This is a genomic window from Streptomyces sp. JLYT201 (assembly GCF_059448825.1).
In genome coordinates, this window is the sequence record NZ_CM182551.1 from 6,077,523 (window position 1) to 6,090,895 (window position 13,373).

At 74.8% G+C, this 13,373-nt stretch carries 13 protein-coding genes; 10 read left to right on the plus strand and 3 right to left on the minus strand.

The window, feature by feature from the left end; translation table 11 throughout:
* Positions 1 to 3: 3 nt before the first annotated feature.
* Positions 4 to 237 carry a DUF3311 domain-containing protein gene (locus AC5WAM_RS25470; protein WP_366794710.1) on the plus strand — a complete coding sequence of 78 codons (234 nt, stop codon included), beginning with the start codon at positions 4 to 6 and terminating at the stop codon, positions 235 to 237.
* Positions 234 to 1,760, plus strand: coding sequence for a sodium:solute symporter family protein (locus tag AC5WAM_RS25475; RefSeq protein WP_366794709.1), 1,527 nt, complete (start codon positions 234 to 236; stop codon positions 1,758 to 1,760). The genes AC5WAM_RS25470 and AC5WAM_RS25475 overlap by 4 nt, the downstream gene beginning before the upstream one ends.
* Here AC5WAM_RS25475 and AC5WAM_RS25480 read toward each other — a convergent pair.
* Positions 1,726 to 3,135 (minus strand): MFS transporter, encoded by a 1,410-nt coding sequence (locus AC5WAM_RS25480; RefSeq protein WP_495518906.1) that lies wholly within the window; start codon positions 3,133 to 3,135, stop codon positions 1,726 to 1,728. The two genes, AC5WAM_RS25475 and AC5WAM_RS25480, sit on opposite strands and share 35 nt — an antisense overlap.
* Before the next feature lie 150 nt (positions 3,136 to 3,285).
* On the opposite strand from AC5WAM_RS25480, the gene AC5WAM_RS25485 reads away from it, so the two are divergent.
* From AC5WAM_RS25485 to AC5WAM_RS25505, 5 genes are all read left to right on the plus strand, one after another.
* Entirely contained in the window at positions 3,286 to 3,816 is a 531-nt protein-coding gene (locus tag AC5WAM_RS25485; protein ID WP_495518907.1) for a winged helix-turn-helix transcriptional regulator, read from the plus strand.
* 50 nt (positions 3,817 to 3,866) lie between these two features.
* Positions 3,867 to 4,190, plus strand: a complete 324-nt coding sequence (locus AC5WAM_RS25490; protein ID WP_495518908.1) for a DUF6412 domain-containing protein — start codon at positions 3,867 to 3,869, stop codon at positions 4,188 to 4,190.
* Between the two features lie 190 nt (positions 4,191 to 4,380).
* Positions 4,381 to 5,148 carry a YidC/Oxa1 family membrane protein insertase gene (locus AC5WAM_RS25495; protein WP_495518909.1) on the plus strand — a complete coding sequence of 256 codons (768 nt, stop codon included), beginning with the start codon at positions 4,381 to 4,383 and terminating at the stop codon, positions 5,146 to 5,148.
* Positions 5,149 to 5,321: 173 nt separating this feature from the next.
* Positions 5,322 to 6,179, plus strand: a complete 858-nt coding sequence (locus AC5WAM_RS25500; RefSeq protein ID WP_366794704.1) for a fumarylacetoacetate hydrolase family protein — start codon at positions 5,322 to 5,324, stop codon at positions 6,177 to 6,179.
* A 192-nt stretch (positions 6,180 to 6,371) separates the two neighbouring features.
* Positions 6,372 to 8,012, plus strand: a complete 1,641-nt coding sequence (locus tag AC5WAM_RS25505; protein WP_495518910.1) for a choice-of-anchor A family protein — start codon at positions 6,372 to 6,374, stop codon at positions 8,010 to 8,012.
* A gap of 18 nt (positions 8,013 to 8,030) precedes the next feature.
* Here the strand turns inward: AC5WAM_RS25505 and AC5WAM_RS25510 are convergent, their stop codons facing one another.
* The gene (locus tag AC5WAM_RS25510) at positions 8,031 to 8,507 is read right to left on the minus strand and encodes a heme-degrading domain-containing protein (protein WP_366794732.1); all 477 of its coding nucleotides are present in this window, start codon (positions 8,505 to 8,507) and stop codon (positions 8,031 to 8,033) included.
* A 5-nt stretch (positions 8,508 to 8,512) separates the two neighbouring features.
* Positions 8,513 to 9,598: a Gfo/Idh/MocA family oxidoreductase gene (locus tag AC5WAM_RS25515; protein ID WP_495518911.1), complete on the minus strand. Its 1,086-nt coding sequence runs from the start codon at positions 9,596 to 9,598 to the stop codon at positions 8,513 to 8,515.
* Between the two features lie 56 nt (positions 9,599 to 9,654).
* Here AC5WAM_RS25515 and AC5WAM_RS25520 point away from each other — a divergent pair, with 56 nt between their 5' ends.
* The 3 genes from AC5WAM_RS25520 to AC5WAM_RS25530 all read left to right on the plus strand — a co-directional run bounded on the left by AC5WAM_RS25520 (position 9,655) and on the right by AC5WAM_RS25530 (position 13,269).
* Positions 9,655 to 10,839, plus strand: coding sequence for an ROK family transcriptional regulator (locus AC5WAM_RS25520; protein WP_495518912.1), 1,185 nt, complete (start codon positions 9,655 to 9,657; stop codon positions 10,837 to 10,839).
* Positions 10,840 to 11,028: 189 nt separating this feature from the next.
* Positions 11,029 to 11,736 carry a hypothetical protein gene (locus AC5WAM_RS25525; RefSeq protein WP_495518913.1) on the plus strand — a complete coding sequence of 236 codons (708 nt, stop codon included), beginning with the start codon at positions 11,029 to 11,031 and terminating at the stop codon, positions 11,734 to 11,736.
* A 744-nt stretch (positions 11,737 to 12,480) separates the two neighbouring features.
* Positions 12,481 to 13,269, plus strand: coding sequence for a GntR family transcriptional regulator (locus AC5WAM_RS25530; RefSeq protein WP_366794698.1), 789 nt, complete (start codon positions 12,481 to 12,483; stop codon positions 13,267 to 13,269).
* Positions 13,270 to 13,373: the final 104 nt, after the last annotated feature.

Below are 13,373 nucleotides of genomic sequence, written 5' to 3' on the forward strand. Positions count from 1 at the left end.
CCCGTGATCATTCGCCGTCAGCCGCGCGCCCCGCGCCGGCCGCAGCTGCTCTGGCTGCTCGTGCCCTTCGTGCTGTATCTGGGGGCGCTGCCCTTCGCCGACCGGGTCGACCCGGTGGTGCTCGGGCTGCCCTTCCTGTTCGTGTGGCTGCTCGGGGCCACGCTCCTGACGCCGGTCGCGGTGTGGCTCACCTACCGGGCGGACCGGAAGAGCGGCCGGAAGGGACGGCGCCCGTGAACACCGCCGTCGCCACCTCCGTCTTCGGCGTCTTCATGGTCGGCACGGTCGCGCTCGGCCTCCTCGCGGTGAAGGGCCGCGGCGGGCAGGGCGGGCTCGCCGAGTGGTCGGTGGGCGGGCGTTCGCTCGGGCCCGTGTTCATCTGGGTCCTGATGGCGGGCGAGGGATACACGAGCTTCAGCTATCTCGGCGCCGCGGGCTGGGGGTACAACTACGGGGCGCCCGTGCTCTACGTCGTCGCCTACATGTCCTGCGGCTACGCGGTCGGGTACGTCGTCGGGCCGCTGCTGTGGGACTACGCGCGGCGGCACGGGCTCGTCGGCGTCAGCGACATGGTGGCGCACCGCTTCGGCAGGCCCTGGCTCGGCGCCGGGGTCGCCGTGCTCGCGACCGTGTTCCTGCTGCCGTACATCCAGTTGCAGATCACGGGGATGGGCGTGGTCGTCTCGACGATCTCGTACGGCGCGATCAGTCTGAACTGGGCCTACTTCATCGGATTCGCCGTCACCACCGGGTTCGTGGTGGTGAGCGGTCTGCGCGGCAGCGCGTGGGTGTCCGTGCTCAAGGACGTGCTCGTCATCGGCACGCTCGCCTTCCTCGCCGTGTACGTGCCGCTGCACTACTTCGACGGGTACGGGGACTTCCTCGACCGGGTGGTGAGCGAGAAGCGCGACTGGCTGACGCTGCCGGGGCACGGCGGTTCCCCGTACGGCGAGGCCTGGTTCGCCACCACGTCGTTCCTCAACGCGCTCACCGTCGTGATCTTCCCGACCACCGTCGCCGGGTACCTCGGCGCCCGCAGCGCCGACGCGCTGCGCCGCAACGCCATCTGGCTGCCCGCGTACAACGTCCTGCTGTTCGTGCCGATGCTGCTCGGCCTCGCGGCCCTGTTCGTGGTGCCGGGGCTGACCGGCGCCGGGTCGAACCTGGCCCTGTTCAAGCTGGTGGTGGACTCGCTGCCCGCGTGGGCCGTCGGCGTCATCGGGGTCGCCGCCGCGCTCTCCTCGATCGTGCCGATGGCGGTGTTCATGCTGGTCATCGGGACGATGTGGGGCAGCAGCGTGGTGTCCCTGCTGCCCCGGTGGCGGTCGCCCGCGCGGCAGAAGCTCGCCTCGCAGGGCGTCGTCGTGGCCGCGGGCGCGCTCGCGCTCGTCCTGACGTACGCGACGCCCAACACCCTCGTGCGCCTCTCGCTCATCTCGTACGAGGGGATGGCGCAGCTCGTGCCGATGCTGCTGCTCGGCCTGGTGTGGCGGCGGCTCACGCTCGCGGGGGCGGTGAGCGGGCTCGTCGTGGGCGTCGCGGTCGTGTGCGCTCTCGTCTTCACCGACCGCGACCCGGTGGCCGGCGTGAACGCGGGGATCGTCGCGCTCGGCGCCAACCTCCTGGTCGCGCTCGTGGTGTCGTACGCCGGTCCGGCGGACCGGGACCCGCGGCCGGACGGCGAGGTGCTCGCGCGGGACCCGCTCGACGACGACCACGACGAGGTCAGCGCCGCCGCTCCCGCAGCGTCAGGACGGTGAGCGCGGCCAGGACGCCGAGGCCCGCCGACACCAGGAGGGCCACGTCGGCGCCGTGCGCGAGCGCGGCGGGCGACGAGCCCGAGGCCGTGGCCACGGCGATCATCAGGGCGACGCCCGCCGCTGAGCCGAGGTAGCGGGCGGTGTTGCCCGCGCCCGAGCCCATCGCGGCGCGCCCGGGCGGCACCGACTCGACGGCGAGCAGCGGCAGGGCGGCGTTCAGCAGGCCGCTGCCCGCCCCGGAGAGCAGCAGGCCGGGCAGCAGGCGCGGCCAGGAGCCCGCGGCGGCCGCGCCCAGCATGGTCACGGCGGCGACGGCGTGCAGCAGGAACCCGGCGGCGAGCTGGGCCCGCGCGGGGACGCGGCCCGCGAGCCGCCGGGCCTGGAGGGCGACCAGGAAGCCGGTCCCGGCCCAGAGCATGAACAGCCAGCCGGTGCCCGTCGCGGACAGGCCCATGGTGTGCTGGAGGACCGTCGGCAGATAGCTGAACAGGGCGATCACCGACAGGCCGGTGAAGAGCCCGCCCGCCGACGAGGCGAGGAACAGCGGGCGGCGCAGCAGGCCGAGGTCCAGCATCGGTGTCGCCGCACGGCGTTCCACGTACGTGAACGCGGTGAGCAGCGCGGCGGCGGTGAGCAGCAGGGCGCCGACGGGCAGCCGCAGCCAGCCGTCGCGGCCCAGGGTGAGCGCGGCGAGCAGGGCGACGAGGGCCAGGCCGAAGGTCAGGGCGCCCGCGAGGTCGGGGCGGCCCGCGCGTGGTGCCCGGGACTCGGTCAGGGCGCGCGGGCCGAGGGCGCCGACGGCGAGGGTGGCCACGGCCATGACGGCGTACGGCAGGCGCCAGTCGGCGAGCGTGGCGAGGGCGCCCGAGACGACCGGCGAGAGGGCTATGCCGCCGCTGACGAACGCGCCCCAGACGCCGGTCGCCCGGATCCGGCCGGGCCCCGCCGGGTAGGCCTGCGCGATCAGGCCGAGGCTGGCCGCGAGGACGGCGGCGCTCGCCGCGCCCTGGACCACGCGGGCCAGGGTGAACATCCAGGTCGAGGTGGCGAGGGCGCCCAGCGCCGTGGTGACGCCGAGCGCGTGCGTGCCGTACAGGAAGATCCGGCGCCTGCCGTAGTCGTCGGCGAGGCTGCCCGCGACGAGGAGCAGGGCCGCGAGCCCGAGCGGGGTGCCGTTCAGGAGCCAGGCCTGCGCGGACAGGGAGGTGCCGAGGGCCGCGGCGGTGTCGGAGAGCGTGACCATCGGGGCCGTGTACGTCATCAGGGCCATGAAGGTCGCGGCGCTGGTCAGGGCGAGGGTCCGGGCGGGGGACGCCGTGCGGACGGGGGCGGCGGCCGCGGGCGCGGTGGGCGCCGCGGTGGCTGTGCGTGGCATGGGTGAGTGCCCTTCGGGAGGTGCGTGGTGGGGCGCACGCGTCGACGGGTCATGCAGGTTCATTCATTGAACCTGTGGTGCGTGACGACCGTAGCAGGGATCAGTTCAATGAATGAACCTCGGGTCGGCAAAAGGACTACAGTGGGGGCCATGGCTCTCGGCAAGGACTACGCGGCGCAGGAGTGCTCCATCGCCCGCGCCCTGGAGGTCGTCGGCGAGCGCTGGACGCTGCTCGTCGTGCGCGACGCGCTCTACGGCGTCCGCCGCTACAACGACTTCCTCGTCCACCTCGGCATCCCGCGCGCGGTCCTCGCCGCCCGGCTCCAGACGCTCACCGACGCGGGCGTCCTGGAGAAGCGGCCGTGCCCGGGGGCGCCCCGGCGGCACGAGTACGTGGTGACCGAGCGGGGCCGCGCCCTCTGGCCGACGCTGCGCGCGCTGAGCGCGTGGGGCCGCGAGACCCTCGCCGGCGCCGAGCCGCTGCGCTACTTCCGGCACGCGCCGTGCGGTACGGAACTGGGGCCGTCGGGGGAGTGCCCGGCCTGTGGGCTGCTCGTGCCGGTCGACGACGTGGAGATGCTGCCCGGCCCCGGACTCGATCCGGAACCAAGCGATCCGGTCAGCCGGGCGCTGCTCGCCCCCCGGCGTCTGCTTCAGCCCGTCGTCACGGATCCTGTATAAACAGCAGCAGACACATGCGTACGCACAGGGGTTCGGGGAGGAGGGCGGCCTTGGTCAAGGAACTGGTCAGGCGCTGGGGCGGAGTCCTGCGGCCCGCCGTCCTGCTGTTCGTCCTGCTCGTCGAGACCGTCCTCGCCGACACCGGCAGCCTCGTGGGCGCCGTCGCGGTCGCCGCGACCGCCGCCGCGGGCTCCGCGCTCGCCCTGTGCTCCCTGCTCGCCGCGCGCTCCGCGCCCGCCGTGCCGCGCACCCGCGTGCGCACCGCCATCCGCGACCGCGAGCGGCGCACCGCCTTCCTGCCCCAGCGCGACCCCGACGCCCGGGGCCGCACGCGCCCGCGAGCGCCCGGCCGTCCCCTCCTGACGGCCGCGTAGGGGACCCCGGCTCCACCTCCCGGGAACTCCCGGAACCTTCCGGAACTCCCGGTGCCTTCCGGAGCTCCTGGACTCTCCCGGAACTCCCGGACTCTCCCGGAACTCCCGGATCCCGCGCGGATCGTCCTGCCGACACGCACACGCACACGCACCTCACCCCGGCACGACGAGACCCCCGGAGGGCTCACCCATGTCTTTCATCGCCGACCTGGTCGCGCGCCTCGCCGACCTGCTCGAACCGCTCTTCCACGGCTCCGCCATGGCCGCGGCCATCGTCCTGGTCACCGCCTGCGTACGCCTCCTGATCCACCCGCTGTCCCGGGCCGCGGCCCGCGGCCAGAAGGCGCGCGCCAAGCTCAACCCGCAGATCGCCGAGCTCCGCAAGAAGCACGGCAAGAACCCGGAGAAGCTCCAGAAGGCGGTCCTCGAACTGCACCGCAAGGAGCAGGTCTCCCCGCTCGCGGGCTGTCTGCCCGGCCTCTTCCAGCTGCCCGCGTTCTTCCTGCTCTACCACCTGTTCTCCAACTCGAAGATCGGCGGCGAGGCCAACGAGCTGCTCGGCCACGAACTGCTCGCGGCCCCGCTCGGCGGGCGCTGGGCCGACGCCCTCGGTGACGGCGGCGTGTTCGGGGCGGCCGGGCTCGTCTACCTCGCCCTGTTCGCGCTCGTCGCGGCCGTCGCGACCTTCAACTTCCGGCGCACGAAGCGGCAGCTGGCCGGATCGCCGCTGCCGGGCGGTGCTTCCAGCGGCGGGCAGGCGCCCGGCGCGGAGGCCATGGCGGCGATGTCGAAGTTCATGCCGTTCCTGTCCTTCTTCACGCTGGTGACGGTCGCCGTCGTGCCGCTGGCCGCCGCGCTGTACGTCGTCACCAGCTCGACGTGGGCCGCCGTGGAGCGCGCGGTCCTGTACCGCGACATGCCGCAGGGCGCCGCCGGGGCCGCGGCCCCGGCGATGTGACCCCCGGAGCCCGTGGACGGTCCAGTACGTGAACGGGGTCTTGCGGGCCGGACGGTGAGCTTGGAGGATCGACCGAACCTCCGGTGGTGCCGCACCTCCATCCCCAAGTTCTCGGCTTCGCTCGAACAGGGGAGGCTCCACTCCGGGTCAGGCTCGACCAAGGGGAGACAGAGATGAAGCTGCTGCGAGTCGGTACGGCGGGCGCCGAGCGTCCGGCGCTGCTCGACGCCGGGGGCACCCTGCGCGATCTGTCCGGCGTCGTCACCGACATCGACGGCGCGCTGCTCGCCGACGACGCCGCGCTCGCCCGCGTGCGCGCCGCCGCCGACGCGGGCGGCCTGCCCGCGCTCGACGCGGCCGGGCTGCGCGTCGGGCCGCCGCTCGCGCGGATCGGCAAGGTCGTCTGCATCGGGCTCAACTACCACGACCACGCCGTCGAGGCGGGCGCCGAGCCGCCCGCCGAGCCCGTCGTCTTCCTGAAGGCGGCGGACACGGTGGTCGGGCCGGACGACACGGTGCTCGTGCCGCGCGGCTCGGTGAAGACGGACTGGGAGGTCGAGCTGGCGATCGTCATCGGGCGGACCGCGCGCTACCTGGACTCCCGCGAGGAGGCGCTCGCACACGTCGCGGGCTACGCGGTGGCGCACGACGTGTCCGAGCGCGAGTTCCAGATCGAGCGCGGCGGGACCTGGGACAAGGGCAAGAACTGCGAGACCTTCAACCCGCTCGGGCCGTGGCTCGTGACCGCGGACGAGGTGCCGGACCCGCAGGCCCTGTCCCTGCGGCTGTGGGTCAACGGCGAGCTGATGCAGGACGGCACGACGGCCCGGCAGATCTTCCCGGTGGCGGAGGTGGTCCGCTACGTCAGCCGGTTCATGACGCTGTACCCGGGCGACGTGATCAACACCGGGACGCCCGCCGGGGTCGCCCTCGGCCGCCCCGAGCCCAAGCCCTATCTGCGGGCGGGCGACGTGGTGGAACTGGAGATCGACGGGCTCGGGCGGCAGCGGCAGGAGTTCAAGGACGCCTGACGCCGGGACGGTCCCCGCCCGGCCCTCGACACCCCCGCCCGGCCCTCGACACCCCCACACGGCCCTCGGCGCCCCCGCACGGGCCGCCGCTGGTCGGCCTAATGGGGGCCGTGCTGAGCGTGTCTCCCGCCCTTGATGTCCGTAATACGCATATTTCCAGGTATGCGAAGAAAAAGCTCAGCATATCTAGCGGTGGCTGTCGCGGTCGCGGCGGCCACGGTCGTCGGCGGCCTGGCGGGGCAGGGCGTCGCCGACCCCCTGCCCGGCGGCCTCGGCCCCTGCCTGGGCGATGCCTGCCCGGGCACGTACCCCGAGGTCAACAACGGACCCGTGGCGGGCCGCGACGAGAACGTCAACGTCTTCGTCGGTGAGGACATGCTCGTCCGCGAGGCGGCGGCGGAGGCCGAGGGCAAGGTCGTCGTGCTCGGCGACTTCGACATGAACAAGCGGGCCGGGGCCTCGCAGATCTACAACGTGGGCGTCGCCGGCGTCGGCTCGCGCGTGCCGCCGCCCAACGGCTCGGACTTCCTCACCACGGGCGGCGACCTGACCGTCGCCGCGGGCCAGCGGCTGCTCGCCGAGGAGGGCAGCGTCTCCGGACGCGTCGTGTACGAGGGCACGGCCAGCGGCACGGTCGCCCCGCCCGCGGTGCAGGAGGCCGGGGCGGCCGACAAGTACGCGACGCTGCCCGCCCAGCTCACGCAGGCGAGCCAGTGCTACGCCTACGACCAGGGCTCGCCCCGCACGGCCACCGGCACGGCCGTCAACAACGGCAGCGAGACGACCTTCACCGGTGACGGCACGTCCGCGATCCAGGTCTTCAACGTGGACTTCGACCTGGTCAGCCGCACCGGTGGCGACCAGGGCATCGTGTTCGCGAACATTCCCGCCGACGCCACGGTCCTCGTCAACCTCACCGGTGACGTGCGCACCATCCGCACCTACATGGGCACGCTGCCCGGCGGCCTGCGCGAGCGGCTGCTCTGGAACTTCCCGGACGCGTCCAACGTGCAGTTCGGGGGCAGCGGCCAGTTCCAGGGGAGCGTGCTCGTCGGGTCGCCGGGCAGCATGACGACGGTGACGCTGCCGGGCATGAACGGGCGCTTCTTCACGGCGGGCTCGATGACCCACACCTCGGGGGCGGGCGGCGGGCAGGAGTTCCACGCCTATCCGTTCAACGGCGACCTGCCGACGTGCACCACGCCGTCGCCGTCGCCTTCGCCGTCGGACAGTGAGAGTCCGTCCCCGTCGCCCTCGCCGTCGGACAGCGAGAGCCCCTCACCGTCGCCGTCCCCGTCGGACAGCGATGGTCCGTCGCCGTCTCCGTCGCCGTCGGACAGTGACGGCCCCTCGCCGTCTCCGTCGCCGTCCGACAGCGACGGCCCGTCGCCGTCCCCGTCCCCGTCGGACAGCGACGGCCCGTCGCCGTCTCCGTCGCCGTCGGACAGTGACGGTCCCTCGCCTTCGCCGTCGGACAGTGACGGGCCTTCGCCGTCTCCGTCGGACAGCGACGGCCCGTCGCCGTCGCCGTCCGACAGTGACGGTCCCTCGCCCTCGCCGTCCGACAGCGACGGGCCCTCCCCGTCCCCGTCGGACAGTGACGGGCCTTCGCCGTCTCCGTCGCCGTCGGACAGTGACGGCCCGTCCCCGTCCCCGTCGGACTCGCCCACGCACCCGACCCCGCAGCCGACCAAGAGCCCCGACGAGATGGCGCACACCGGTGCCTCGTCCGGGGAGCTTGCCCTGGTGGGCGGGATCGCCGCCGCGCTGCTCGCGGCGGGTGTCACGGTCGTGGTGACGGTACGCCGCCGCCGCGCCGGGGAGTTCGAGTGACGGACCCCCACCCGGGCGTCAGGACGCGGTGAACCGCTCCAGGGCCTCCACCACCAGGGCGTGATCCGCGACCTGGGGGAGACCTGAGACGGTCACCACGCCGACGACGCCCACGCCCTCGACCCCGATCGGGAACGCGCCACCATGGGCCGCGTACCGGTCGGGGTCGAGGCGCGAGGAGTCCTCGAACGTCGTGCCCTTGGCCCGGAACCGGCTGCCCACCAGGTACGACGAGCAGCCGTACCGCTCGACGACGCGGCGCTTGCGGTCGATCCAGGCGTCGTTGTCCGGCGAGGATCCGGGCAGCGCCGCGTGGAAGAGCTGCTGGCCGCCGCGCCGGATGTCGATCGCCACGGGCGCCTCGCGCTCGCGTGCGAGCTCCACCAGGAGGCAGCCGAGCGCCCAGGCGTCCTCGTGGGTGAAGCGGGGCAGCGTCAGCCGGCGCTCCTGCTCCTCGATCTCCTCGACGGAGGGGGCCTGCGGGCCGGTCGGCAGCGCCGTCACAGCGTCACCGCCACGCCCTCGTGGGCCGAGCGGCGCGCGGCCTCCAGGACGTCGAGGGCCGCGGCGGCCTCGTGCGCGGTGACCGGGTTGTCGCCCTCGCCGCGCAGAGCCGCGGCCACGGCGGCGTAGTACGCGGGGTAGTCGCCCGGCAGCGTGGGTTCGGGGCGGCCGCCGCCGGTCAGCGGGGACTCGCCGGAGCCGACCCGGCCCCACATGCACTCGGGCTCCGCGCCCCACGGCCCCTCGGCCGCGTCGTCGCCGGGGCGCCTGCCCTCGCGCAGGGCGGCCTCCTGGGGGTCGAGGCCGTACTTCACATAGCCCGCGGCCGAGCCGAGGACGCGGAAGCGCGGGCCGAGCTGGGCCGCGGTCGCGCTCACGTACAGGTGCGAGCGGACGCCGCCGGTGTGCGTGAGGGCGATGAAGGTGTCGTCGTCGGCCCGCGCGCCCGGGCGGCGGACGTCCGCCTCCGCGTACACGCGCTCCGCCGGGCCGAAGAGCACCAGGGCCTGGTCGACGACGTGGCTCCCCAGGTCGTACAGGAGCCCGCCGATCTCCTCGGGGTCGCCGGACTCGCGCCAGCCGCCCTTGGGCTGCGGGCGCCAGCGCTCGAAGCGGGACTCGAAGCGCCAGACGTCGCCCAGCTCGCCGGCCGCGAGCAGCTTGCGCAGCGTACGGAAGTCGTTGTCCCAGCGGCGGTTCTGGAAGACGGACAGGAGCAGGCCGCGCTCGTCGGCGAGGGCCGCGAGGTCCCGGGCGTCGGCGGCGGTGCCCGCGAGCGGCTTGTCCACGACGACCGGCAGGCCCGCCTTGAGCGCCGCGGTCGCGAGCGGTACGTGCGTCTTGTTCGGCGACGCGATCACGACGAGGTCGAGCTCGTCGGCGCGGTCCAGGAGCTCGTCCGCGGACGCGGCCGTCCGGCTGCCGTACGCCGTGGTCGCCTCGGCCTGCCGCTCGGGGTTCGACGTGACGACCGTGTCGAGCGCGAGGCCGTCGGTGGCGGCGATCAGCGGGGCGTGGAAGACGGAGCCCGCGAGGCCGTAGCCGATGAGGCCGACGCGGAGGTCGTTCTTGCCTTCAGTCATGACCTCCACTTTGGCAACGCTGTTGCCAAAGTGCAAGCGGCGGCGACAATGGAGGGGTGAACAGGGCTGACTCCGGTACGACCGGGCCGACGGGAGCGAATCTGCGAGCGCTGCGCGGGCACAACGCGGCGGTCGTGCTCGAACTGCTGCGGGGCGCCGGGGGCGAGGGCGTCAGCCGCCTTGAGCTCGCGGCGCGGGCGGGGCTCACGCCGCAGGCCGTCAGCAAGATCGTCGCGCGCCTCCGGGGGGAGGGCCTCGTCGCCGACGCGGGGCGGCGGGCCTCCACCGGCGGGAAACCGGCGACGGCGCTGCGGCTCGTGCCGGAGGCGGGGGGCGCGGTGGGCGTGCATCTGGAGCGGGACGCGCTGGTCGCCGTCCTGGTGGATCTGGCCGGGACCGTGGTGGCCGAGCGGCGGGTGGGGGTTGACTTCTCGGCGGGGGTCTCGGCCGTGGTGGATCTGGTCGCTCGGGAGGTGCGGGGGCTGGTCGACGGGGCTTCGGCCGAGGGCGGTGGCGCGGTGCAGGGCGCAGCGGGGACACGAGTGGACTCACCGTCCGTCGTGCTCGGGGTAGGTGTGGCGCTGCCCGGCCCCCTCGACCACGTCCGCGGCGTGCTGCACCGGGTCACCGGGTTCCCCGGGTGGGACGGGTATCCCCTGCGGGAGGTGCTCGCGGAGCGGCTCGGCCTCGCCGTGGTGGTGGACAAGGACACGAACGCCGCCGCGCTGGGGATCGCGCTGGCCGGGGGCGCGGAGTCGTTCGCGTATCTGCACCTGGGGACGGGTCTCGGCGCGGGCCTCGTGCTCGGGGGCGGTCTGTACCGGGGCGCGCGCACCGGGGCGGGGGAGTTCGGGCACCAGGTGGTGCTGCTCGACGGGCCCGTGTGCGAGTGCGGTGACCGGGGGTGCCTGGAGGCGCTGTGCCTCGCGGCCGTGGCGCGGGGCGACCTCGCCGGGGCGGCCCGCCTGCTCGGTGTCGGCGCGGGCAATCTGGTCTCGCTCCTCGACATCGACCTCGTGCTGCTCGGCGGGCGGACCGTGGCGGGGGCCGAGGACGTGTTCGTACGGGGCGTCGGCGAGGCCGTGACCGCGCGTTCCCGGCGTGAGGGCGCCCGCGCGCGCGTGGGCGTCGCGAGCGCGCCGGGCGGCGAGCGCGGCGTGGCGGAGGGGGCGGCGCAGCTGGTGCTCGCCCCGCTGTTCGGCCGGGCGGACGTGGCCCTGCCCGCACGCCGGACCGGCTGAGGCGCGGGGGGATCGGCTGTTCGAGGGGAATTCCGGGGGCGGTCGGCCGCAAGGAGTGGCGACGGCGGGGCGGGGGCGCGCGGCCGTGACAGGGTCGGCCACGGCCTGTTGCCTCCCGGCGGGGCAACGGGGCACGTCCCGGCGCGAGTTCGACGCGCCCCGCCCGCCCGCGCTCAGCAAAGGTCCCGCATGCGACTCCGCTGCCGCCTGGCCGCAGGCGTCACCGCCGTGGCCGCCGCCCTGGTGCCCGCCGCGGCCGAGGCCGCCGCCCCGCGCCCCGCACACCGGGCCGCCTGCTCCGCTCCGGCCTCCGCCGACTTCCCCGTCCGCGCCCGCATGGGGAAGGGCCCGGACGTCTACCACGCGGGCGGCGGCTACGGGCGCTGGTCCCTCAGGCTCGTGAACACCACGGGGGGCAGCTGCGAGCACATCCACCCCGTCGTCGTACTCGTGGACCGCAAGGGGAGGCTGCGGCCGGGGCAGGCGCAGCTGGAGTTCCGTGCCGGGGGCCGCTGGCGGGCGGTCGCGTTCGAGGGGGCGGGGCGGGGGGAGAACGTCGGGGTCCTCGACGACGGGACCGGCGGGTTCACCGTTCGGCCCGGAGAGCCGGTGAGCGTGCCGGTGCGGCTCGCGTTCACCTCCGACGCCGGGGCGGACCGCGTCGTGGCGAGCGCCGCCGTCGTGCAGCGGCGGGGCGGGGACGGCGACTGGGTGGGGGAGTCCGACGACTATCCGTTCCGCGTGGTGGGCGACGGCGGCGCCCGGCCGTCACCCGCCGAACTCGCGAGGACCGGCCCCAGCGCCCTCCTCGGCCTCAGCGCCACTGCCGCCGCCCTCCTCCTCACCGGCACGACCTTGATGGCAGCCTCCCGCCGCCACCCACCCAAAGACCGCTGACTGCGGGCAGGGGCGTTCGGGCCAGCGCCCCAAAGGGGCGCGGGGAACGGCGCGCTCAGCCGCGACGCTCCCGCAGACGGTGAACGGCTGAGGGGGATGCCCCGCCCGGCGCGCGGGGGCTTTCGGGGCAGCGCCCTGAAGGGGCGCGGGGAACGGCGCGCCCGGCCCCGACGAACCTGCAGGCGGCTACCGGCCCATCGTGGCAGCCCTGGCGGAGCCTGTGGGGTGTCTCGCCCGGCGCGCGGGGGCTTTCGGGGCAGCGCCCTGAAGGGGCGCGGGGAACGGCGCGCCCGGCCCCGACGAACCTGCAGGCGGCTACCGGCCCATCGTGGCAGCCCTGGCGGAGCCTGTGGGGTGCCTCGCCCGGCGCGCGGGGGCTTTCGGGGCAGCGCCCTGAAGGGGCGCGGGGAACGGCGCGCCCGGCCCCGACGAACCTGCAGGCGGCTACCGGCCCATCGTGGCAGCCCTGGCGGAGCCTGTGGGGTGCCTCGCCCGGCGCGCGGGGGCGTTCGGGCCAGCGCCCTGAAGGGGCGCGGGGAACGGCGCGACCAGCCACAACGAACCCGCAGACGGCCAACGCCCCACGGCGGCAACCCCGGCGGAGCCCCCGGGACCAGGGGCCAGCCCCGGAGCGGGGCCAGGCGCCAGTCCCAGCACGGGGCCAGGGCCGGCCCCAGCACGGGCCCCGGGGCCGGCCCCGGCTGTTCAGCCTGGCCGCACGGCCGCTCGTGCGACGATCCCCCCGTGGACCACCAGGACAACCCCATCGCCGCCCCGCCCGCCCACCTGCGCGGCCAGGTGCCCGGCGGGCCGGTTCGCTCGGGCATCCCCGAGCACGGCCGTATCCCCAAGTACTACGCGGTCAAGGCGCGGATCGCGGAGCTGATCGAGGAGTTGGGCGTGGGGCGGGCGCTGCCCACGGAGCGGGACCTCGCGGAGCGGTACGAGGTGGCGCGCGAGACCGTGCGGCAGGCGCTGCGCGAGCTGCTGCTCGAAGGCAGGCTGCGCAGGCAGGGGCGCGGCACGGTCGTCGCGGGGCCCAAGCTGGAGCAGCCGCTGTCCCTCGCCAGCTACACCGAGGGCGTGCGCCGCCAGGGCCGCACCCCGGGCCGCACCCTCATCTCCCTCGACCGCTTCCCCTGCCCGGCCGCCCTCGCCGCCGACATCGGGGCCGCGGTGGACGAACCGGTCTGGCACATGGAGCGCGTCCTGCTCGCCGACGACGAGCGGGTCGGCCTGGAGAGCACGTACGTCGCGGTGGCGCGGGTGCCGCGGCTCGACGCGGACTTCGACCCCGACTCGTCCTTCTACGCGTATCTGCGCGACCAGCTCGGCATCGCGTTCGGGGACGCCGACGAGCGCATCGAGACGGTGCTCGCGACGCCGCGCGAGGCGCTGCTCATCGGGACGCCGCCCGCGCTGCCGATGCTGCTCCTGCACCGGCTCTCGCGGGACACGGAGGGCGGTCCGCTGGAGCGGGTGCGGACCCTGTACCGGGGGGACCGCTTCTCGTTCACGACGCACCTCGGCTGAGTCCGGGACGCAATCGGGTCCAACTATCCCTTTCCGGGTCGTAGTTGGGCCCGCTTAATTACGGAAAGATAACGGGTCTAGTCCAAACTTGCTCGGCAGTTCAC

Bases quoted from the DNA above. Each gene is read 5' to 3' on its own strand.
- AC5WAM_RS25480 (WP_495518906.1), bottom strand. From the start codon at position 3,135: ATGCCACGCACAGCCACCGCGGCGCCCACCGCGCCCGCGGCCGCCGCC.
- AC5WAM_RS25485 (WP_495518907.1), top strand. From the start codon at position 3,286: ATGGCTCTCGGCAAGGACTACGCGGCGCAGGAGTGCTCCATCGCCCGC.
- AC5WAM_RS25495 (WP_495518909.1), top strand. From the start codon at position 4,381: ATGTCTTTCATCGCCGACCTGGTCGCGCGCCTCGCCGACCTGCTCGAA.
- AC5WAM_RS25500 (WP_366794704.1), top strand. From the start codon at position 5,322: ATGAAGCTGCTGCGAGTCGGTACGGCGGGCGCCGAGCGTCCGGCGCTG.
- AC5WAM_RS25515 (WP_495518911.1), bottom strand. From the start codon at position 9,598: ATGACTGAAGGCAAGAACGACCTCCGCGTCGGCCTCATCGGCTACGGC.
- AC5WAM_RS25525 (WP_495518913.1), top strand. From the start codon at position 11,029: ATGCGACTCCGCTGCCGCCTGGCCGCAGGCGTCACCGCCGTGGCCGCC.